General features: G+C 70.4%; 20 protein-coding genes. 16 read left to right on the top strand and 4 right to left on the bottom strand.

Features of this window, described 5'->3' with window-relative positions:
• Window positions 1–108: 108 nt before the first annotated feature.
• Window positions 109–2,025: a DNA primase gene (gene dnaG / locus Y590_RS01965; RefSeq protein ID WP_060768404.1), complete on the bottom strand. Its 1,917-nt coding sequence runs from the start codon at window positions 2,023–2,025 to the stop codon at window positions 109–111.
• 216 nt (window positions 2,026–2,241) lie between these two features.
• Here dnaG and Y590_RS01970 point away from each other — a divergent pair, with 216 nt between their 5' ends.
• Window positions 2,242–3,228, top strand: a complete 987-nt coding sequence (locus Y590_RS01970; protein WP_060768405.1) for an SMP-30/gluconolactonase/LRE family protein — start codon at window positions 2,242–2,244, stop codon at window positions 3,226–3,228.
• The gene (locus Y590_RS01975) at window positions 3,225–4,391 is read left to right on the top strand and encodes an L-dopachrome tautomerase-related protein (RefSeq protein ID WP_060768406.1); all 1,167 of its coding nucleotides are present in this window, start codon (window positions 3,225–3,227) and stop codon (window positions 4,389–4,391) included. The genes Y590_RS01970 and Y590_RS01975 overlap by 4 nt, the downstream gene beginning before the upstream one ends.
• 198 nt (window positions 4,392–4,589) lie before the next feature.
• Here the strand turns inward: Y590_RS01975 and Y590_RS01980 are convergent, their stop codons facing one another.
• The gene (locus tag Y590_RS01980; protein WP_060768407.1) at window positions 4,590–5,048 is read right to left on the bottom strand and encodes a GatB/YqeY domain-containing protein; all 459 of its coding nucleotides are present in this window, start codon (window positions 5,046–5,048) and stop codon (window positions 4,590–4,592) included.
• 190 nt (window positions 5,049–5,238) lie between these two features.
• Here Y590_RS01980 and carA point away from each other — a divergent pair, with 190 nt between their 5' ends.
• Together carA and Y590_RS01990 are read left to right on the top strand one after the other, a co-directional pair.
• On the top strand, window positions 5,239–6,489 hold the full coding sequence (gene carA, locus Y590_RS01985) for a glutamine-hydrolyzing carbamoyl-phosphate synthase small subunit (protein ID WP_060768408.1): 1,251 nt from the start codon (window positions 5,239–5,241) through the stop codon (window positions 6,487–6,489).
• Between the two features lie 139 nt (window positions 6,490–6,628).
• Complete coding sequence (locus Y590_RS01990) at window positions 6,629–7,003, top strand: hypothetical protein (RefSeq protein WP_060768409.1); 375 nt, start codon at window positions 6,629–6,631, stop codon at window positions 7,001–7,003.
• A 245-nt stretch (window positions 7,004–7,248) separates the two neighbouring features.
• Here Y590_RS01990 and Y590_RS01995 read toward each other — a convergent pair whose 3' ends face one another.
• Complete coding sequence (locus Y590_RS01995; protein ID WP_060768410.1) at window positions 7,249–9,924, bottom strand: heparinase II/III domain-containing protein; 2,676 nt, start codon at window positions 9,922–9,924, stop codon at window positions 7,249–7,251.
• A gap of 157 nt (window positions 9,925–10,081) precedes the next feature.
• On the opposite strand from Y590_RS01995, the gene flgB reads away from it, so the two are divergent.
• The 10 genes from flgB (at window position 10,082) to fliP (ending at window position 16,515) form a co-directional block, all read left to right on the top strand.
• A complete protein-coding gene (flgB, locus tag Y590_RS02000) occupies window positions 10,082–10,471 on the top strand; it encodes a flagellar basal body rod protein FlgB (RefSeq protein WP_060768411.1) in 390 nt (129 codons plus the stop codon).
• Complete coding sequence (flgC, locus tag Y590_RS02005) at window positions 10,468–10,884, top strand: flagellar basal body rod protein FlgC (RefSeq protein WP_060768412.1); 417 nt, start codon at window positions 10,468–10,470, stop codon at window positions 10,882–10,884. Before flgB ends, flgC begins: the two co-directional genes overlap by 4 nt.
• A 13-nt stretch (window positions 10,885–10,897) precedes the next feature.
• Window positions 10,898–11,251: a flagellar hook-basal body complex protein FliE gene (gene fliE, locus Y590_RS02010; RefSeq protein WP_060768413.1), complete on the top strand. Its 354-nt coding sequence runs from the start codon at window positions 10,898–10,900 to the stop codon at window positions 11,249–11,251.
• A gap of 90 nt (window positions 11,252–11,341) precedes the next feature.
• Window positions 11,342–12,130: a flagellar basal-body rod protein FlgG gene (gene flgG, locus Y590_RS02015; protein WP_060768414.1), complete on the top strand. Its 789-nt coding sequence runs from the start codon at window positions 11,342–11,344 to the stop codon at window positions 12,128–12,130.
• Between the two features lie 78 nt (window positions 12,131–12,208).
• Window positions 12,209–12,718 (top strand): flagellar basal body P-ring formation chaperone FlgA, encoded by a 510-nt coding sequence (gene flgA, locus Y590_RS02020; protein ID WP_060768415.1) that lies wholly within the window; start codon window positions 12,209–12,211, stop codon window positions 12,716–12,718.
• Complete coding sequence (gene flgI, locus Y590_RS02025) at window positions 12,715–13,842, top strand: flagellar basal body P-ring protein FlgI (protein WP_060768416.1); 1,128 nt, start codon at window positions 12,715–12,717, stop codon at window positions 13,840–13,842. The genes flgA and flgI overlap by 4 nt, the downstream gene beginning before the upstream one ends.
• Window positions 13,842–14,426 (top strand): MotE family protein, encoded by a 585-nt coding sequence (locus Y590_RS02030; RefSeq protein ID WP_060768417.1) that lies wholly within the window; start codon window positions 13,842–13,844, stop codon window positions 14,424–14,426. The genes flgI and Y590_RS02030 overlap by 1 nt, the downstream gene beginning before the upstream one ends.
• Complete coding sequence (gene flgH / locus Y590_RS02035) at window positions 14,426–15,133, top strand: flagellar basal body L-ring protein FlgH (RefSeq protein WP_003602007.1); 708 nt, start codon at window positions 14,426–14,428, stop codon at window positions 15,131–15,133. Before Y590_RS02030 ends, flgH begins: the two co-directional genes overlap by 1 nt.
• 123 nt (window positions 15,134–15,256) lie before the next feature.
• On the top strand, window positions 15,257–15,739 hold the full coding sequence (locus tag Y590_RS02040) for a flagellar basal body-associated FliL family protein (protein WP_060768418.1): 483 nt from the start codon (window positions 15,257–15,259) through the stop codon (window positions 15,737–15,739).
• Between the two features lie 8 nt (window positions 15,740–15,747).
• Entirely contained in the window at window positions 15,748–16,515 is a 768-nt protein-coding gene (fliP, locus tag Y590_RS02045; RefSeq protein WP_060768419.1) for a flagellar type III secretion system pore protein FliP, read from the top strand.
• On the opposite strand, the gene Y590_RS25330 is transcribed toward fliP, so the two are convergent.
• Entirely contained in the window at window positions 16,457–17,038 is a 582-nt protein-coding gene (locus Y590_RS25330) for a CBS domain-containing protein (protein ID WP_286161836.1), read from the bottom strand. The two genes, fliP and Y590_RS25330, sit on opposite strands and share 59 nt — an antisense overlap.
• Between Y590_RS25330 and fliF the strand changes: the two genes are divergently transcribed.
• Together fliF and Y590_RS02060 are read left to right on the top strand one after the other, a co-directional pair.
• A complete protein-coding gene (gene fliF, locus Y590_RS02055) occupies window positions 17,021–18,712 on the top strand; it encodes a flagellar basal-body MS-ring/collar protein FliF (protein WP_060768421.1) in 1,692 nt (563 codons plus the stop codon). The genes Y590_RS25330 and fliF overlap by 18 nt on opposite strands.
• Entirely contained in the window at window positions 18,712–19,449 is a 738-nt protein-coding gene (locus tag Y590_RS02060; protein ID WP_060768422.1) for a hypothetical protein, read from the top strand. Before fliF ends, Y590_RS02060 begins: the two co-directional genes overlap by 1 nt.
• Window position 19,450 lies beyond the last annotated feature (1 nt).

The raw sequence follows: 19,450 nt of genomic DNA on the forward strand, positions 1-19,450 counted from the left end.
TGCCCGCGCCGATTCTCGTTGCATCCGCTCTAACTTGCCGTGCGTTGACCGACCGTTAACCAAGTCGGCCCCCCGCCGCCGTCACCCTAGGGTCACGCCGGCGCGAATTCATTCCTCATGAGAGACCTCCGCTTCCGCTTCGGCCGCAGCGATCACTGCCAATTGCTGCTGCACGTCGCATAGCCAAGCGAAATTGGCCTCGGATCCGTCCTCGGCAAGAGCTCTCTCAGCTTGGTGAAGTTCGCTATGTAGCGCTCCTGTCTGCCGGTGCAAGATCACGGCCTGATGCAGAGTCTGTTCGAGACGCTGCGGATCGGCGTTCGGATCGAGCATCCAGCGGTCGCCGGAACTGACCAGGGCGAGCAGCCGGGCATGTGCCTCTTCGAGCCCCGCGCGACGCAGCCGCGCCTCCATCAACTCGGCCTCCGGGGTGCCGGCCTCCGCCGCCCGGTCGAGCAGGAGGGTGCGAAGCGCGCGGGCATCCGGGTTGACCAATTCGAGGGCCGCGAGCGCTTCCTCCTCGATTCCGAGCAGTTCCGGATGCGCGAGCAGGCTCATGACGATCATCGCCTCGCGCTTGGCCGCCCGCCCGCCCGCCGCCGGCATGGGAGCCGCCGTCTTCAGCAACGGGTTGAAGCCGGTGGTGATGCGGGGCGAGGGCGGCGGATCGCCGGGGCGCGGCCGGCGCTGGAACGGGGCGCCGCGCGGGCTCGCCGGACGTCCGCCAGCCGGGCGCTCGGAGCGTCCGCCGGAGAACCCGCCGGACAAGCCCCGCAGCCGCCCCTCGATGTCGTCGCGATAGAAGCGGCGCACGGTCTCGTCGCGAATGCCGGCCACCGCCTCCCGCAGGGTCCGTGCGAGCCCGGCGCGACGCTCCGGCGTCTCGAGGGTCGCCGCCTCGGCCTCGCGCGCCCACAGCATCTCGACGAGGGGGCGCGCCGCCGAGAGCACCGCTTCGATCGCCGGGGGACCGCCGGAGCGCATCAGGTCGTCCGGATCCTGCCCCTGCGGCAGCATCGCGATGCGCAGGGATCTGCCGGGTTCCAGCATCGGCAGGGCCACGTCGAGGGCGCGGAAGGCGGCGCGCTGGCCCGCCCCGTCGCCGTCGAAGCAGAGGATCGGCTCGTCGGCGTGCCGCCAGAGCAGGGCGAGCTGATCCTCGGTGAGCGCGGTGCCGAGCGGCGCCACCGTCTCGGGGTAGCCGGCCAGGGTCATGGCGATGACGTCGACGTAGCCCTCGACCGCGACGATGCGGCTGCGGTCGTGCGCGGCCTTGCGGGCGGCGTGGAGGTTGTAGAGCATCCGCCCCTTGTGGAAGAGCGGCGTCTCCGGCGAGTTCATGTACTTCGCCTTGGCCTCGGCCTGCATCGCCCGGCCGCCGAAGGCGGCGACCCGGCCGCGGATGTCGAGGATCGGAAACATGATCCGGTCGCGGAACTTGTCGTAGGGGACGTTCACCCCCTCGGGCGCCGTGAGCAGCCCCAGTTCCAGCATCAGGTCGCGATCGACGCCCTTGCCCGCGAGGAAATCGCGCAGGGCGTAGCGGCCGGGCAGGGAATAGCCGAGCCGGAACGTCTTGCGCGTTGCCTCGCCCAGGGCCCGCCGGTTGAGATAGGCCCGCGCCTCCCCGCCCGCCGGCCCGCGCAACTGCTCCTCGAAATAGGCGGCGGCCAGTTCCATGACTTCGAGCGCGCCCTTGCGCCGCTCCTCGGCCTGCTCGTTCTCCACCGTCATTTTCGGCAGGGTGACGCCGGCCTCGCCGGCCAGCCGCTCGACCGCCTCGGGAAAGCTCAGGCCTTCCGTTTCCATGACGAACTTGAAGATGTCGCCGTGCTTGCCGGAGGAGAAGCAGTGGTAGAACTGCTTCTGGTCGTTCACGTAGAAGGAGGGCGTCTTCTCCGAATTGAACGGCGACAGGCCGCGCCACTCGCGGCCGGCCTTCTTCAGCCGCACGCGCCGGCCGACCACCTCGGAGGTGGGCACGCGGGCGCGGATCTCTTCGAGGATGTGGGGCGGGTAGCGCACGGTGACTCTGCTGGAAGCGGATCGCGTGGACGTCGAGGACCGGCCTTGCGGCGGGAATTCTAGCGCGGCGGGCCTGACCGACTGTTAATGCCGTTCGGAGATGACGACGAGTCATCGCCGGACATCCCCGCGGCGGCGGGGCGACGGGCGGTTGCCAGGCCCCTCGATATGAGACGTCCCGCGGAGCTTTCGCCGGGGCGATGCGTTGCCGGCCCGATGACGGAATCGCCCTCGCCCCCCCGCCGCGGCATCGCCCGCCGCCCGCTCCTCGGCCTCGCCCTGCTCGGCGCGCTCGCGTCCAGGGCGCTGGCCGCCGACGACCTCTCGGCGGTGCTCGATCCCTCTTCCAGGGCGGAAACGCTGTATGACGAGGGCGCGTGGTGCGAGGGGCCGGTCTGGGTGCCGTCCCTCGGCGGCCTGATCGTCAGCGACGTGCGCCGCAACCGGATGATGCTGATCCGCGAGGGCGGTCGCGCCGAGGTGTTTCGCGAGCCCTCCAACAATTCCAACGGCAACGCCGTCGATGCCGAGGGTCGCCTCGTCACCTGCGAGCACCGCACCTCGCGGGTCGTGCGACGGGAGACCGACGGCAGCATCACCGTGCTGGCCGACCGTTACGATGGCGGGCGGCTCAACGCGCCCAATGACGTCGTCGTGGCCCGCGACGGCGCGATCTGGTTCAGCGATCCCACTTACGGCATCGATCAGCCCGAGGAGGGCAAGCCGCGCCCGTCCGAGCAAAAGGGCCGCTTCGTCTTCCGCCTCGCGCCCGACGGGTCGCTCGCCGTCGCCACGGATCGGTTCGTACAGCCCAACGGGCTCGCCTTCTCGCCCGACGAGCGCGTTCTCTACATCTGCGAATCAGGCACCCGAGAAGGAGCGGCCGGTGAGATCCGCGCCTTCGACGTCGCGGACGGGCAACTCGCGAACGAGCGCGTCTTCGCCACCGTTTCGAAGGGCGTGCCGGACGGCGTGAAGGTCGATACCGACGGACGGGTCTATGCCGGCACGGGTGACGGCGTGCGGATCTGGTCGGCCGACGGACGCCCGGTCGGGCACATCCCGACCGAGGGCCCGTGCGCCAACATCGCCTTCGGCGGGCCGGACGGACGGCGGCTGCTCCTCTGCGCCGGGAAGCGTGTGCTCGCCATCGAGACCAAGGCGCGCGGTGCCGCAATCGCCTCACAAGGGAGCCGCCCATGACGGTCCGCCTCGCGCGACGCACGCTGCTCGCCGGCACCGCAAGGTTGGCCGCCGCGCGGACGATGGCAACGCGGCCGGCCCAGGCTGAAGCGGCCACCGCGCCGGTCGGCGCCCTCGAACGCGTCGTCGCCGCGCAGGCGCCGACGACGCCGACCGGGCTGACGCTGTCCGCAGACGGCCGGATGTTCCTGTTCATGCCCCGCTTCGACGGGACGACGGTGTTCACCGCGGGCGAGGTGTTTCCGGACGGGCGGGTCGTGCCCTATCCGAGCGAGGCGGCGAACCGGCCCGATCCGGCGCGCCCGGCCGAGACGCTGTTCCACGTCCCCAATGGCGTGTTCGATGCAAGGAACCGCCTCTGGCTGCTCGATGCCGGGCTGATGGCCTCGTCGGGGGAGCCGGTGCCGGGGGCGGCCAAGCTCGTCTGCATCGATCCGGCGACGAACGGGATCGTGCGCACGATCCCGCTGCAATCGGTCGTGACGGAGACCTCCTCGCTCAACGATCTGCGGGTCGATGTGAGGCCGGGTCGCGAGGCGGCCTACATCACCGATCAGGGCCAGACCGGCGCGGGCGCGCTGATCGCCGTCGATCTCGCGAGCGGCCGTGCTGTGCGGCGGCTCGCCGACCACGCCAGCACGCGATCGGTGCCCGGCATCCTCAAGATCGTCGAGGGCCGCGTGCTGCTGAAACGCGAGGCCGACGGCACGACGAGCCCGATCAAGGGCGGCGCCAACGGCATCGCGCTGAGCCCGGATGGCGCACGGCTGTACTACACGCCCCTGATGAGCCGGCGCCTCTACGCGGTCGAGACCGCCGCCCTGCTCGATGCGGGAAAGAACGACGCGGCGGTCGCGGAAACGGTGACGGATCTCGGCGAAAAGGGCCTGACCGGCGGGCTCGCCACCGATTCGCGCGACCGGATTTATCTCAGCCTGCAGGAGTTCAACGGCATCGGCCGGCGCGATCGGGACGGGCGGGTCGAGGTCATCGCCACCGATCCGCGCCTGATCTGGCCGGACACGTTCTGGATCACGGCGGACGGCTGGCTCTACCTGTCGTCCGCCCAGGCCAACCGCCGCCCGGAGCATAATGGCGGCATCGACCGGCAGGAGCCGCCCTACGCGATCTTCCGCATGCGGATCGATGCCGGGCCGGCGTGACGGGAGAGACAGGTCTCCCCTCCACGACCTCATCCTGAGGTGCTGCAAAGCAGCCTCGAGGAATCCTCCAGGATCCCGCGCGCCCTCCGGAAGACCCTTCTGGAAGACTCTTCAAAGCCCGCTGATGCGGGCGCCTCAGGGTGAGGAGGCGCGTTGGGTCGCGCCGCCTTGAAGAGCCACGCTCTTCAAGGCGAAACATCACTTGCCCGCCAGCGCGTCCTTCACCAGCGCGCTCGCGCGGCCGAAATCCATGCGGCCGGTATACTTGCCCTTCAGCGCGGCGATCACCTTGCCCATGTCCTTCGGGCTCTCGGCGCCGGTCTCGGCGATAGCGTCGGCGATGGCCGCGCGCGTCTCGGCCTCGTCCAGTTGCTGGGGCAGGAAGGTCTGGATGATCTCGGCCTCGGCGCGCTCGCTCTCGGCGAGTTCGGGCCGGCCGCCTTGCTCGTAGACGCCCGCAGCCTCCTGGCGCTGCTTGATCATCTTCTGGAGGAGCGCGAGGATTTCGTCCTCGCCCGTCTCACCCTTGCCCTCGCCGCGCGCGGCGATGTCGCGGTCCTTGAGCGCCGCTTGAATCATGCGCACGGTCGAGAGCTTCTGCTTCTCGCCGGCCTTCATGGCCGCTTTCATTTCGGCGGTGATGCGCTCGCGCAGCATGATGCTATGACTCCCGTCGGCTGTTTCGATGCGGACGTCCGATTACGTCCAGGGCATTGCGCACGACTGATTCCGCGCCCAGATTGACCCAGGCGCGGCCGGCTCGCTATGAGCCCCGCGAGATATCGCCTTGCCCCGCGGCCCGAATGAGCGGCCGCGCGAGGCGGCGGACATAAGCCGGATCGGACCCATGCTGCAAGACGAACCCGCGACCCTGCGCGCCGATCCCGCGCGCACGAACCCGGAACCCAAGGCGCCCGAGCCCTGGAGCGAGCCGCTGGTGACGGCCCTGCTCGTCCTGGCCGACGGCACCGTGCTCGAAGGCTTCGGCATCGGCCAGACCGGCGCCGCCGACGGCGAGGTCTGCTTCAACACGGCGATGACGGGCTATCAGGAGATCCTGACCGACCCGTCCTATGCCGGGCAGATCGTCACCTTCACCTTCCCGCATATCGGCAATGTCGGCACCAACGACGAGGATCTGGAAAGCCTCGAGGCGGCCCCGGCCTCCGGCGTGCGCGGCGCGGTGATCGCCTCGGCCGTCACCAAGCCCTCGAACTGGCGCTCGTCCTCGCATCTCGACGGCTGGCTCAAGGCCCGCGGCATCGTCGGCATCACCGGGATCGACACGCGGGCGCTGACCGCGCTGATCCGCGACCGCGGCATGCCCAACGCCGTCATCGCCAACGACCCGGACGGAAGATTCGACCGCGAGGCGCTGAAGGCCCGCGCGGCGGCGCTCGCGCCGATGGAAGGTCTCGACCTCGTGCCGCCGGTGACCTCCCGCGAGACCACGGCCTGGACCGAGACCGTCTGGGCGGTGAAGGGCGGCTACGGCTCGCGGGCGCAGGGCCAGGGCCTCAAGGTCGTGGCCATCGATTACGGCGTGAAGCGCAACATCCTGCGTCTGCTGGCGGAGGCTGGCTGCGACGTCACCGTGGTGCCGGCCACGACCACGGCCGAGGACATCATGGCGCTGAAGCCGGACGGCGTGTTCCTCTCCAACGGCCCCGGCGACCCGGCCGCGACCGGCGAATACGCCGTGCCGGTCATTCGCAAGCTGCTCGACGAGCGGGTGCCGACCTTCGGCATCTGCCTCGGCCACCAGCTCATGGGCCTCGCGCTGGGCGGGCGCACGGTGAAGATGGGCCAGGGCCATCACGGCGCGAACCACCCGGTGAAGGACCACACCACCGGCAAGGTCGAGATCGTCTCGATGAACCACGGCTTCGCGGTCGATCCCACGAGCCTGCCCGAGACCGCGGTCGAGACGCACGTCTCGCTGTTCGACGGCTCGAATTGCGGTCTCTCGCTCACCGACCGCCCCGCCTTCTCGGTACAGCACCACCCGGAAGCCTCTCCGGGCCCGCGTGACAGCCACTATCTGTTCGAACGATTCGTGAAGCTGATGCGCGAGAACCGGCCCGAGACGGCCGCCTGAGGCGGAAGAACGGCCCATGGGACGGCGGCCCTAAGGCCGCCGTCCCCGTGTCACAAAAAACTCCACCTTGCCCCCCATCTCCTGGCCCATGGCCGGATCGCACAAGAATCAGCGGCCGGAACGTTTGGGGGCTTGCCGCATGACGCTCGACGACGCGCGCGACGACTTCTCGCGCCTGCATCGCCTGTTCACCTTCCACCTCGGCGTGGCGGTCGGGCTGGCCTGGCTGACGACGCTCTACGCGGCGGCTTCCGCGCCGTGGGTGCGCAACATCCGCGCACTGATCGACCCGTCCGATCCGATGCGGATCGAGAGCACGCTGTCCTACCTGTTCGTGATGCCGGCCGTCCTGACCCTGGCCTGGGCCTCCGCCTATTTCGGCCGCGAGACCATGCGCCGGTTCCAGACCCTGCCGAACCAGACCCTCGAATTCGCCGCCGCGGCGATGGTGGCCTTCGGCGTGTTCTACCTGTCGATCGACCGCGCCGTCGCCGTCATCGGCGCCGGGCTCTGAACCCTGGAGCGCTTTCCGAAGAAGCGGATGCCGGTTCGGCGCAAGAATGCGCGTCTAAACAAAGACTTGGAGCATCGTCCGAAAGGTGGCTGCCGGCTTTCGGAAAAAAGATGATGCGGAAACAAGAGCCTCAAGCATCGTCCTGGATCAGGTATCCAGGACGATGCTTGAGAGACGTCGGACCGATGCGATCAGGTCGAAGACGGCTTTAGCGTATCCGGAGTGCCGATGCATTCAGCCGGCACTCATCCCTCCACCCAAAGCCGCACCGCGTTATCGGCGAGCAGCCGCACCAGCCGCTGCTCCGCCCCTGCATCCGCGGCGATGACGATACCGCCGCAGACCGTGTCGCGGCCTGTGAACGCGTAGCGCAGAACCGGCGCCGGCCTCAGCCCGCCCGATCCCGTCGCGCAAAACCCCTGCATCGCGTGCGGCCGGTCGCTGCGGCCGATGGCAACCTCCAACCCGGCCGCCTGCCCCTTCAGCGGAATCGCGAAGAATTCGAGCCGCCGCCCCTCCTGCTGGGCGAGCGCCCGGCGGGGGCTGGAGAGCGCGACGAGGGTATCGGGGGGCAGATGCAGCAGCCCCTCGAACGACAGCGAAGGCCCCACCCGCACGAATCGGTCGATTACGGCCATCCCGCTCAGATCGTCGAGCACGAGGAAGAGGCGCGCATGGGCGTAGTTGGGCCCATGCACGGTGGTGGAGAGCATCAGGGCCTCGGCACCGTCGAGCGTGAGGCGTGTGCTCAGCGTGCCCGAACCGGCGACCGGCTCGCAGCCATCGGGGATGGCGACGTTGTGGGCGCGGGGCGAGAGCAGGTAGTGGCGCGCCGGGCCGACCTCGACGCCCTCGGCGCCGCCCCCTTCCACGATCCAGCGCCGCGAGCCGGTGGCGAAGGTGAAGGAGGTGCAGTCGCGATGCCCGTGCGGTGATTGCGCGGCATGGGTGAGGGCGAAATGCCCCCAGCCCTGCTCCATCCCATCGTGGCGGAGCGCAAGCATGCCGGCGGTGCGGCCCTCGGGAATGGGCGCCGCGTCGCGCACTGCGACGAGGTCCTGCCCCTGAGAATGGCCCCGCGAGGAGAGCCGGGCGATCCAGGCGGCATGGTCGAGGCCGGCAGGGGCATCGCCGAAGGGCGGCAGCCGTCCGCCGCGATCGATCAGCCCGGCAAGACCGGGCAAAGCCGCATCGACGCGGCAGCGGATCGTCGGGCCGGGTTCGGTCTCACCGAGCGCGTCGGCGATCGCCTGCCCATGGCTCAGGAGATCGAGGCGCCGCACCGGGGCGGCATCGGTGAATGCGCCCGCCTCCGACAGCAGCGAATCGAAGCCGTGGGTGAGGCTGTCGCGCGCCAGAGAGGCCCAGTGCGGGGCGAATGCGAAGCCGGGCAGCGCCCGCGCGACGGCGAGGAGCGCCGCCGCCGCCTGGATACCGTGCAGGGCCCGCGCCAGGGTGTTCTGCCCGACGATCTCGGCGAGCGCGAAGCCCTGCCGTGCAGCCTCCGCGGCGATCTCGGCGCGGATGGGCTCGTCTCGGGCGGGCTCATCGCCGCCCGAGAGCAGGCTCGCCAGCACGTCGCCGCGGGGGGCCAGAGCCGCCGGGTGCAGAGTCAGGCCGTCCGCCGGCTGGCCCCACGGATTGGCCCGCGACCACGCGGCGGCGATGGTCCGGGCGCGGGCCGCGCCGTCCGGAAGCGCGGCGAGCGGCAGCAGCCACGTCAGCGACTGATAGGCGAGGCGCCACGCCACCGAACGGAACGGATCCTCGCGCCAGTCCGGCGCCTCCGGCAACGTCCAATCGGGCAGGCCGGCCAGAGTCAGGACGACGCTTTCCCCCTCGATCCGCGCACTCCGGTCCGGCCCGGTGCGCAAGTCGCGGGCCCGCGCGAGGATCGGCGCGGCGCCCGTATCGGAACCCGCCCGCCACGACGCGGGCACGCCTTCGGGCAGGCCGAGCCGGTCGGCGAGGCGGGCGAGGAAGGCCGGCGCATCGAGGACGTCGTCGCCGCAGAGGCTTTCGAGGCGGAAATCGTCTTCGAGCGCGAGTTCGGGCTGACCGATCAGCTCGCTCTCCGAGGCGGTCTGGGCATCTTCCCACACACCGAAATCGAGTGCGACGGCCGTTGCACCGGGCGGCGGTCGCAGGGTCAGGGTGAAGCGGCGGGCTTGCGGCTGGGCCGAGAGATTGATGACCGCACCGAGGCCGGGCACGGAGACCGCGTTGGCGTAGGGCGGCGCGATCTCCGCTCCCGCCGCATCACGGTAGACGAGCCGCACCCGCGCGGCATGTTCGTCGGCCCGCGCGGCGTAGATCTGGCCGCGCAGCACCAGGGCGACGTCCTCGGCAAGCGCATAGTCGAAATGCAGCCCCTCGCCTGACAGCGGGCGCCGACGCGGCGCCGGCGCCGGATCGGGTTCGCCGAGGCGCAGCACAGGGTCGGCCACGGTGACGTCGCCGGTGTTGCGCCAGGAGCGCAAGGTGACGCTGACGCCGCTCGCCTGATCGGGCACGCGGAACGCGATGCGGAACGGCTCCGCACCGAGGAGCGCCGGCCCCGGAATCCAGGCGAGGTGCGGATCGAGCAGGCTGCAGGCCAACCCGGGCACGTGGTCGAGATCGAGGCTGGAACCGTCCGCCGCCAGGAAGTCGAATCCGGCCGCGGCGGCGTCGACGGCCAGAGCCGCCGCCTCGTCCGCGTCGAAGGCGAGACCGAATCGCAGGCAGGCCCAGGTGCCGGGCGTCAGACCGGCAAAGCTCAAGCCCACCCGCGCGAAGCGGTTGTTGGGTGCGATGCGGTGCAGCCCCTCGCGTCCGCCCGGCCCGGCGCCCCCGGCATAGCGTGAAGCGGCCGGCAGCAGGGACGCTGCGCCCTCGCCGTCGGAGACGGCCGCAGCGGCCTGCTCATCGATCTGGTCCATCACCCGCAGGCGCTACCTCCGGGATCGGCCGTGTCAAGGCACGAGCCAGCCTCGTGCAAGATTGCCTACCTAAACCTCCCATCTGACGCGGGCTTCACCGTCCGGGTGCGCCCGCGTCCCGCGCTTCTTGAGGAGCCCTTGGGATGGGGGCGTTGCCATGACGACGGGCGTCTACCTGTTCGACCTCGCCTCGCAGCACGCGCGTTTCCTCGCGACGCGCCAGGCCACCATCGCCGGAAACGTCGCGAACGCGAACACCCCCGGCTACAAGGCGCGGGACGTGATGCCCTTCGCCCAGGTTCTGGCGCGTACCGGGCTCGACATGGCCTCGACCGCCACGAGCCATCTGGGAACGCAAGGCACCGGCATCCCCGTGCGCGAGGCCAAAGCCTCCGAGACCTGGGAAGTGCTCCAATCGTCGAGCGCGGTCAGCCTGGAGCAGGAGATGCTCAAGGCCGGCGACGTCTCCCGCCAGCACAACCTCGATACGGCGGTGGTGAAGTCGTTCCATCGCATGCTGATGGCCGCAGTGAAGGGCGGCGCATGATCGATCCCCTGCTCTCCGCCTCGCGGCTCGCGAGCGCCGGCCTCGAAGCGCAATCGCTGCGCATGCGGGTCGTCTCCGAGAACCTCGCCAACGCGCAATCGACCGGCGCGACCCCGGGCGCAGACCCCTATGCCCGCAAGACCGTGACGTTCCGGGCCGAACTCGACCGGGCGGCGGGCATCGCCTCGGTGCGCCTGCGCGAGATCGGCACCGACGACGCCCCGTTCCGCACCGAGCACGACCCCGCCAACGCGGCGGCCGATGCGAACGGCAACGTCAAGCTGCCCAACGTGAACATGCTCGTCGAGATGGCCGACATGCGCGAGGCCAACCGCTCCTACGAGGCGAACCTCCAGGTCATCAAACAGGCCCGGGCCATGGTCGCCAGCGTTATCGATCTCCTGAAGTCCTGAAGAGCCGCCCGCGATGATCGAAGCCCTCAACTCGCTCGCCGCCTTCGACAAGGTCGCCGGCACCTCCTTCGCCGGGGCCGCGCCGACCCAGAAGGCCATGTTCAGCCCGGCCGCCCTCTCGGGCATCGCCGGGACCGCCCCGCCCGCGCCCACCGATTTCGGTGACGTGATGGCCCAGGTCGCGTCCAGCGCCCGCGATGCGCTGCGCGCCGGCGAGGCGACGGCGATCTCCGGCATCCAGGGCAAGGCCACCGCCCAGCAGGTGGTCGAGGCGGTGATGTCCGCCGAGCAGAGCCTCCAGACCGTGGTGGCGATCCGCGACAAGGTGGTCGCCGCCTACCTCGAACTCAGCCGCATGCCGATCTGATCGGCCGAGCCGCTTCCGTTTCAACGCGCTCTCTCACGCCGAACAGGCCTCCACTCCGGCGGAGAGCGCTAGCCCGAAGGATCCCTCGCCATGCGCGCGCTCGCCATCGCCGCCACGGGCATGTCCGCCCAGCAGCTCAACCTCGAAGTCATCGCCAACAACATCGCCAACCTGAACACCACCGGCTTCAAGGGCGCGCGGGCCGAGTTCACCGATCTGCTCTATCAGGCCGAGCGGCAGCAGGGCGTGCCGAACCAAGCGGGCCAGGAGGCGGTGCCGGAGGGCGCGATGCTCGGCCTCGGGGTCCGCGCCGCCGCGATCCGCAACCTCCACCGGCAGGGCTCGCTGGCCAACACCGGCAACCAGCTCGATCTGGCGGTGAACGGGCGCGGCTACTTCCAGATCACCAGCCCGGCGGGCGAGATCCATTACACCCGCGCAGGCTCGTTCAACAAGAACAACGCCGGCCAGCTCGTGACCATGGAAGGTTACGCGGTCGATCCCGCGATCCTGATCCCTCAGAACACCACGCAGGTGACGATCAACGAGTCCGGTCAGGTCTTCGCCAAGATCGACGGGCAGGTCGCGTTGCAGAATGTCGGCCAGTTGACGCTGGCCAACTTCGCCAACGATTCGGGCCTCGAACCGCTCGGCAACGGTCTCTACCGCGAGACCCCTGCCTCCGGCGCGCCCGTGGTCGGCAATCCCGGCGACGTGAGCTACGGCAAACTGCAGCAGGGCTATCTCGAAGGATCGAACGTCGATCCGGTGAAGGAGATCACCAGCCTCATCACGGCCCAGCGCGCCTTCGAGATGAACTCGAAGGTGATCCAGGCCGCCGACGAGATGGCCGGAACGGTCTCCAAGGGCATCCGCTGACACGCGCGGCGTCCAAGTCGGCGTCCCTTTGCGCATCCTCTTGCGCGTCTTCCCCTCCTCCTTCGGCGCGAGCCCCCCATGCCCCGCAAGACCTTCGTCCGCGGCCTCGTGCTCGTCGCCCTCGCGGCCGGCTCGGCGCAACCCATCGCTCCGGCACAGGCCGTCGAGGGCATGGCGGTCGAGGGCATGGCGAATGCCGAACTCATGCTGCCGGTGCCGACCGTCACGATCTATCCCGGCGACACGATCAAGGACTCGATGCTGCGGATGCAGGCTTATCCCGCGACCTACCGGGCGCGCACGGCGGTCATCGATGCCTCCGCCGCGATCGCCGGCCGGGTCGCCCGGCGGATGCTGCTGCCGGGTGAGCCGGTGCCGGTCAACGCCGTGGACGATCCCCGCCTCGTGAGCCGGGGCGCGCCGACGCAGATGATCTTCGAGGAGAACGGCCTCGTCATCACCGCGGTCGGAGCGCCGCTTCAGAACGGCGGCCTCGGCGAGACGATCCGCGTGCGCAACACCGACACCAACCGCATCATCCTCGGCACGGTGATGGCCGACGGCCGCATCCGGATCGGCGCGCAATGACCCGCCGCCTGCTCCTCGCTGTGCTGCTCGGACTGCTCACCGGCCTTGGCTTTGCCGTCATGACCGGCCCGGTTTTCGCCGCCGGCACCCGCATCAAGGACATCGCGACGCTCAAGGGCGTGCGCGACAACCAGCTCTTCGGCTACGGCCTCGTCACCGGCCTCCAGGGCACCGGCGACACCCTGCGCAACGCGCAGTTCACCGAGCAATCGCTGCAATCGCTGCTCGACCGGCTCGGCATCAACGTGCGCGACGCCCGCCTGCGCACCCGCAACATCGCGGCCGTGATGGTCACCGCCGACCTGCCGCCCTATACCGGCACCGGCTCGCGCATCGACGTGACCGTCACCTCCATGGGCGACGCCACCTCGCTGCGCGGCGGCACCCTGCTGATGACCTCGCTCACCGGCGGCGACGGCCTCGTCTACGCGGCGGCGCAGGGGCCGCTCGCGGTCTCCGGCTTCTCGGTGCAGGGCCAGGCCGAGCAGCTGACGCAAGGCGTGCCGACCGCGGGCCGCATCCCGAACGGCGCGATGATCGAGCGCGAGGTGCCCGGCACCTTCCGCGATCTGCCCGAACTCGTGTTCGAGCTGAAGAACCCCGACTTCAAGACCGCGACACAGATCTCCGACGCGATCAACACCTGGTCGCTCGGCGCCTTCGGCCGTCGCATCGCCAGCGCGCGGGACCAGCGCGCCGTGGTGGTGATGCGCGGGCGCCAGATGGCCCAGACCCGGCTCGTGGCGCAGATCGGCGATCTGACGATCCAGCCCGACACGCCGGCCCGCGTCGTCGTGGACCAGCGCACCGGCACCGTCGTGATCGGGCGCAACGTGACGATCTCCACGGTCGCGGTCACCCACGGCAACCTCACGGTGCGGGTCACCGAGGCGCCGGAGGTGTCGCAGCCCGAGCCCTTCTCCAACGGCCAGACCACGGTGGTGCCGCGCACGGAGGTCTCGGCGCGCGAGGAGCGCGGCAAGCTCGCCATCCTCGGCGGCTCCGATCTCCAGACGCTGGTGCGCGGGCTCAATCAGGTCGGGCTGAAGCCGACCGACATCATCGCGATCCTGCAGGCGGTGAAGACCGCCGGCGCCCTCCAGGCGGAGCTTGTGGTGCAGTGATGAACGGGACGCTGCGCATCGCCCTGTGCTGGCTCGCGCTCGGTGGAACCGCACTCGCGGCCGGCGGCGAGCATGCCGACCCGGCCAAGGACGCCGCGATGCGGGCGCTCGCCACCCGCGACGCACCGAGGGAGGTCACGGCCCAGGACTTCGTCGCCAAGGAGCCGGCCAAGTCCGGCTACTGCGCCAACATCGCGGACGCTGCCGCCGATGCCCGCTTCGCGTGGCAGAAGGAACAGCTCGCGACCATGGAGCGGCAGGTCGAGGAGCGCATCAAGCTCCTCGAAGAGAAGCGGGCCGAGTACGAGGCGTGGCTCAAGCGCCGCAACGAGTTCCTGGCCAAGGCCGACGAGAGCGTGGTCGCGGTCTACGCCAAGATGCGGCCCGACGCGGCGGCGCTCCAGCTCGCCAACATGCCCGACGAGGCGGCTGCCGCCCTGCTGACCAAGCTCAACGCCCGCACCGCGAGCGCCATCCTCTCCGAGATGGAGGCGGCCCGTGCCGCCGGTCTCGCCCGTGCGATGTCGGAATCGGGCCGCAAGGACGCGACCGCTCCGGCCGTCAAGAAGAACCAGAGGTCGTGATGCGCCCCTCCTCCGCCGCCGTGGCCGTGCTGGCCCTCTCGCTCGGCGCCTGCCAGAGCGATCTCGACCGGCTCGGCCGCCCGCCGCTGCTGACGCCGATCGGCACCGGGCTGAACGCGCCGCGCGAGCCGCTGCCGACCTCCTTCGGCGCGCTCGGCCCGCGCCACAGCTACCACTCGACCTGGAGCCCGGCGAGCGCCGCGCTCTACCAGGATCCGCGCGCCCGCGACGTCGGCGACGTCATCACGGTCAGCATCGCCATCAACGACAAGGCGCAGTTCGACAACGCGAGCGAACGCGGTCGCAGCCAGAAGAGCAGCCTCGGCTTCGATTTCGGCTACGGCATCTCGGGCCTCAAGGACACGGCGACCGCCGATACCGGCATCCGCTCCGGCACCGAGACCAAGGGCCAGGGCTCGATCGACCGCAAGGAATCGCTCAGCCTCTCGGTTGCGGCGGTGGTCACCGAGGTGCTGCCCAACGGCAACGTGTTGATCTCGGGCTCGCAGGAAGTGCGGGTCAACAACGAGGTCCGTGTGCTCGAAGTCGCCGGCATCGTCCGCCCGCGGGACATCTCGCGCAAGAACACCATCGATTACGACAAGATCGCCGAGGCGCGCATCTCCTACGGCGGGCGCGGGCGCATCACCGACGTGCAGGGCCCGAGCCTGGGCCAGCGGGTCTTCGAGACCGTCGCGCCGTTCTGACGGCACGCCCCGAGCGCGCCTGCGCGAACGCCCCCGTTCGCCACGAGCGCGACCGCGCGCCGCCGCCGATGCGGCGAACCGCTCTCACCGCGAAGCGATGAGAGCGAACCCAGGAGAATCGAGATGGCAGACGCCAAGGACTCCAAGAAGGGCGGCAAGGGCTGGATCGGGGCGCTCGCCCTCGTCACGCTGGTCGCCGTCGGCACCGGGGGCGGGCTCGGCGTCTACCTGCTCGGCAGCGTCGAGAAGTCGGTCGACCTCAAGCAACGCGAGGAGGCCGGCAAGGCGGTGAAGGTGCTCAACTACACCGGCGACCTGTCCTTGCGCAGCGTCGGCTCGGTGGTGGCCAACCTCGCCGAGCCGGCCGATTCCTGGGTGCGCATCGAATCCTCGGTCGTGTTTCAGGCCGGGGCGCTGCCGAACCCGGATGTGTCGCTCGCCGAGATCCGCGCCGACGCGCTGGCCTATCTGCGCACCCTGTCGATGGCGCAGATCGAGGGCGCGAGCGGCCTCCAGCACCTGCGCGAGGATCTGAACGAGCGCGTTGCGATCCGCACCAAGGGGGCGGTGCGCGAGTTCATCGTCGAATCGCTGGTGGTGCAATGAGCGGTCGGATGGTTCGGCGCCTCGCGCTGACCGGGGTCGTCCTGGCTCTCACCGCCACCGCGGCCCTGGCGCAGGGTGCCTCGCCCGGCGGCGTCACCGGCGTGCCCGGCCTCGACGCGCTGCTGCCGCCCGGCAACGGGGCGGCATCCGGGCGCATCATCCAGCTCGTCGCGCTGCTCACCGTCCTGTCGCTGGCGCCGGGCCTGCTCGTGATGGTGACGAGCTTCACGCGTTTCGCCGTCGCGTTCTCGTTCCTGCGCTCGGGGCTGGGCCTGCAGAGCACGCCGGCCAACCTGTTCCTCGTCTCGCTCGCCCTGTTCATGACCTTCTACGTCATGGCGCCGACCTTCGACCGCGCCTGGAACGAGGGCGTGAAGCCGCTCCAGGAGAACCGCATCGGCGAGGAGGAGGCGTTCGGCAAGATCGTCGAGCCGTTCCGCGAGTTCATGACCCAGCACGTGCGCCCGAAGGACCTTCAGACCTTCACGGATCTGGCGAGCCGCAATTTCCCCAAGGCCGAGGCCGGCGAGAAGATCGACCTGCGCATCCTGATCCCCGCCTTCATGATCTCCGAGCTGCGCCGGGGCTTCGAGATCGGCTTCCTGATCGTGCTGCCCTTCCTCGTCATCGACATCATCGTCTCCACCATCGTGATGTCGATGGGCATGATGATGCTGCCGCCGACGGTGATCTCGCTGCCGTTCAAGGTGCTGTTCTTCATCCTGATCGACGGCTGGAACCTTTTGGTGAGTGGGCTGGTCCGATCGTTCTTCTGAAGCGGAGCAAGGCGCGGTAGGCCCGCCGTTCGGTCTCGGCCCGGACCGTCGTGGCGTGCATCTGCAGCAGGTCGCGGCGCGTCAGCAGCCCGACCAGGGCGCCGCTCTCCGGATCGGTGACGACGAGACGGCCCTGGCCCTTCTCGGTCATGACGTCGAGGGCGTGGGCCACCACGTCGCCGGGATGGACGGCCGCGAGCGGCGCGCCCTCCCGACGCCCGAGCCTTTCCTCGCCGCGGCCCCCGTCCAGAGCCAAGTGCGGGCCCTGCCCGCGCGTGGCGAGGCCGACGGGGCGGCGCGCGGCGTCGAGCACCGGATAGGCCTGATGCCGCCCGGCCTCCATCGCAGCGATGGCGTCGGCGAGGTGTGCCCTCGCATCGAGCACGTCCACCTCACGGGATCCCGGCACCGCACGCGGACGTGTCGCGTCGCAATCCCCGCGCAAGGCTGAGCCCTCATTCAGGCTGGCGACGCGTGTCAGGTCGCGGGCGGGATTGGTCCAGGGATGTTCGGTCGCGAGCAAGCCGAAAGATTGTGGAACAACATCGTCGATCTCGGCGCGAGGCGGCTGATCGCCCTCGGGCTGGTCGGCCTTCTGGTGTTTCTCGGCGTCGGTGTCGGCGCCTACTATCTCAGCCGTCCGGCGCAGGAGACGCTCTATACGGGGCTGTCGCGCGAGGACGTCGGGCGCATCGGCGGCGTGCTCAAGGACAACGGCATCCCCTTCGACGTGTCCTCCGACGGCACGGCGGTGCTGGTCTCCTTCGGTCACACCGCGCAGGCGCGGATGCTGCTCGCCGAGAAGGGCCTGCCGCAGAGCTCCAAGTCCGGCTACGAGCTGTTCAACGATCTCGGCTCGCTCGGCATGACCTCCTTCATGCAGGAGGTGACCCGCGTGCGGGCGCTCGAAGGCGAGATCGCTCGCACCATCCAGGGCATGAAGGGCGTGCGCGCCGCCCGCGTCCACTTGGTGCTTCCCGACCGCGGCTCGTTCCGCCGCGATCAGCAGCCGGCCTCCGCCTCCGTGGTGGTGCGCACCGAGCCCGCCGACGACGTCTCCGGCGCGCAGGCGATCCGCCAGCTCGTCGCCTCGGCGATCCCCGGCATGAAGCCCGACCGCGTCACCGTGATCGGCTCGGAGGGCACGGTGCTGCTCGCGGGCGACGACGCCGGCACGGCGCCCACCGGCAAGATGGCGACGCTGGAGAAGTCGGTGAGCCGCGAGATGCAGGACAACATCCGCCGCACGCTCGCGCCCTATCTCGGCGTCGGCAATTTCGAGATCAGCGTCGCGACCCAGCTCAACACCGACAAGACGAGCACCAACGAGACGATCTTCAACCCCGACCAGCGGGTGGAGCGCTCGGTGCGCTCGGTGCGCGAGAGCGAAAACGCGCAGAACCGCAACAGCCAGCGCCCGACCAGCGCGCAGGAGAACCTGCCCGACCAGCGCACCCGCTCGGACGGCAACGACCAGTCGAGCAACGAAACCTCGAAGAAGGAGGATCTCACCAATTACGAGATCTCCCAGAAGACGGTCCAGACGGTGAGCGACGGCTACGCCATCCGCCGCCTCTCGGTCGCGGTACTGGTCAACCGCTCGCGGCTGACCGCGCTTGCCGGGCCCGACGACAAGGCCAGCCTCGACAAGCAGATCGCCGAGATCGAGGAACTGGTGGGCTCGGCCGCGGGCTTCAGCAAGGAGCGCGGCGACACGATCAAGGTCGCGGCGGTCGGCTTCGTCAACGACGGTCAGGCGATGGAGCCGGTGCCGCCGCTCTCGCTCAGCGACGTGATGATGAAGCAGTCGGGCACGCTCATCAACGCGGCGACGATCCTCGTCGTGGCGGGCCTGCTGATCTGGTTCGGCCTGCGTCCGGCCCTGCGCGCGATCCTGGCGACGCCCGAGACCGCTCAGAGCGAAGTCGCGGCGCTCGCCGGTCCCGAGGGCGTGCCCGCGCTCGCGGCCGGCATGGCGGCCGACGGCACGATGGCCCTGGCCGCACCGGGTGCAGCGCTTCCCGGCTCCGGCGAGGCGGCCAAGCTCCCCGCGCCGGGCGTCGCCGGCCTGCTGGAGGAACTGGAGGACAAGATGGCCCGCTCGCCGCAGAAGCGGCTGGAGCAGCTCATCGACATCGACGAGGAGCAGGTCGCAGCCGTGCTCAAGCGCTGGCTCATGCGTGAGGAGGCGGCGTGATGGACGCGGTGCTCGCCCGCTACCTGCCGGACTTCTCCGCCCCTCCCCCGCCGCCCGCGGCGCTCTCGGCGCTCTCGGGCGAGCCGGATTTTTCGGGGGCGTGGTTCCGCGCGCCCGCCGCCGCGGAGCCCATCGCACCGGCTCCGGCCGAAATCCAGGCCGCGCTCGAACCCTTCCTGCCCCGCACCGCCGCGGCCACCCTGCGGCCGGCAGAGGATCGCGAGGCGCTGATCGCCGCCGCCGAGGTACGCGGGCGCGAACAGGGCCGGGCCGAGGCGCTGGAAGAGTGGTCGGCGCAAGCTGCGCTCGAGCGCGCGGCGCAGCAGGCCCTCTTCGAGGAGGGATTGGCGCAAGCCCGCCGCGACTGGACCGAGGCGCAGGGCGAGATCCTGGCGCAAGGCTTCGTCGCGGCCATGCAGGCGCTCGACGCCACGCTCTCGGACCGGGTCGCGCGGCTGATCGCGCCGGTCCTGGGCCAGGCGCTGCAGCGGCAGGCGCTGGATGAACTCGGCGCCGCCCTCAAGCGCATCCTGGCCGAGCCGCAGCAGGCCGCGGTGCAGGTGCGCGGGCCGGACGATCTGATCGCGGCGCTCGCCGCACGGTTCGGCGGCTCGACCGGGATCGCTTTTGAGGCGGCCGAGGGGCCGGAGGTGACGGTGCGCGCCGGCGAGACCGTGATCGAGACCGAACTCGCGGCCTGGAGCCGCCTGATCACCGCCGCGATCGCGGAGGCGTAAG

Source organism: Methylobacterium sp. AMS5 (assembly GCF_001542815.1).
GTDB lineage: Bacteria > Pseudomonadota > Alphaproteobacteria > Rhizobiales > Beijerinckiaceae > Methylobacterium.

What these genes read in the sequence shown, in the direction of transcription:
- Y590_RS01970 (WP_060768405.1), top strand. Translation starts at nt 2,242, where the DNA reads ATGACGGAATCGCCCTCGCCCCCCCGCCGCGGCATCGCCCGCCGCCCG.
- Y590_RS01975 (WP_060768406.1), top strand. Translation starts at nt 3,225, where the DNA reads ATGACGGTCCGCCTCGCGCGACGCACGCTGCTCGCCGGCACCGCAAGG.
- Y590_RS01980 (WP_060768407.1), bottom strand. Translation starts at nt 5,048, where the DNA reads ATGCTGCGCGAGCGCATCACCGCCGAAATGAAAGCGGCCATGAAGGCC.
- carA (WP_060768408.1), top strand. Translation starts at nt 5,239, where the DNA reads ATGCTGCAAGACGAACCCGCGACCCTGCGCGCCGATCCCGCGCGCACG.
- Y590_RS01990 (WP_060768409.1), top strand. Translation starts at nt 6,629, where the DNA reads ATGACGCTCGACGACGCGCGCGACGACTTCTCGCGCCTGCATCGCCTG.
- Y590_RS01995 (WP_060768410.1), bottom strand. Translation starts at nt 9,924, where the DNA reads ATGGACCAGATCGATGAGCAGGCCGCTGCGGCCGTCTCCGACGGCGAG.
- flgB (WP_060768411.1), top strand. Translation starts at nt 10,082, where the DNA reads ATGACGACGGGCGTCTACCTGTTCGACCTCGCCTCGCAGCACGCGCGT.
- flgC (WP_060768412.1), top strand. Translation starts at nt 10,468, where the DNA reads ATGATCGATCCCCTGCTCTCCGCCTCGCGGCTCGCGAGCGCCGGCCTC.
- fliE (WP_060768413.1), top strand. Translation starts at nt 10,898, where the DNA reads ATGATCGAAGCCCTCAACTCGCTCGCCGCCTTCGACAAGGTCGCCGGC.
- flgG (WP_060768414.1), top strand. Translation starts at nt 11,342, where the DNA reads ATGCGCGCGCTCGCCATCGCCGCCACGGGCATGTCCGCCCAGCAGCTC.
- flgA (WP_060768415.1), top strand. Translation starts at nt 12,209, where the DNA reads ATGCCCCGCAAGACCTTCGTCCGCGGCCTCGTGCTCGTCGCCCTCGCG.
- flgI (WP_060768416.1), top strand. Translation starts at nt 12,715, where the DNA reads ATGACCCGCCGCCTGCTCCTCGCTGTGCTGCTCGGACTGCTCACCGGC.
- Y590_RS02030 (WP_060768417.1), top strand. Translation starts at nt 13,842, where the DNA reads ATGAACGGGACGCTGCGCATCGCCCTGTGCTGGCTCGCGCTCGGTGGA.
- flgH (WP_003602007.1), top strand. Translation starts at nt 14,426, where the DNA reads ATGCGCCCCTCCTCCGCCGCCGTGGCCGTGCTGGCCCTCTCGCTCGGC.
- Y590_RS02040 (WP_060768418.1), top strand. Translation starts at nt 15,257, where the DNA reads ATGGCAGACGCCAAGGACTCCAAGAAGGGCGGCAAGGGCTGGATCGGG.
- fliP (WP_060768419.1), top strand. Translation starts at nt 15,748, where the DNA reads ATGGTTCGGCGCCTCGCGCTGACCGGGGTCGTCCTGGCTCTCACCGCC.
- fliF (WP_060768421.1), top strand. Translation starts at nt 17,021, where the DNA reads ATGTTCGGTCGCGAGCAAGCCGAAAGATTGTGGAACAACATCGTCGAT.
- Y590_RS02060 (WP_060768422.1), top strand. Translation starts at nt 18,712, where the DNA reads ATGGACGCGGTGCTCGCCCGCTACCTGCCGGACTTCTCCGCCCCTCCC.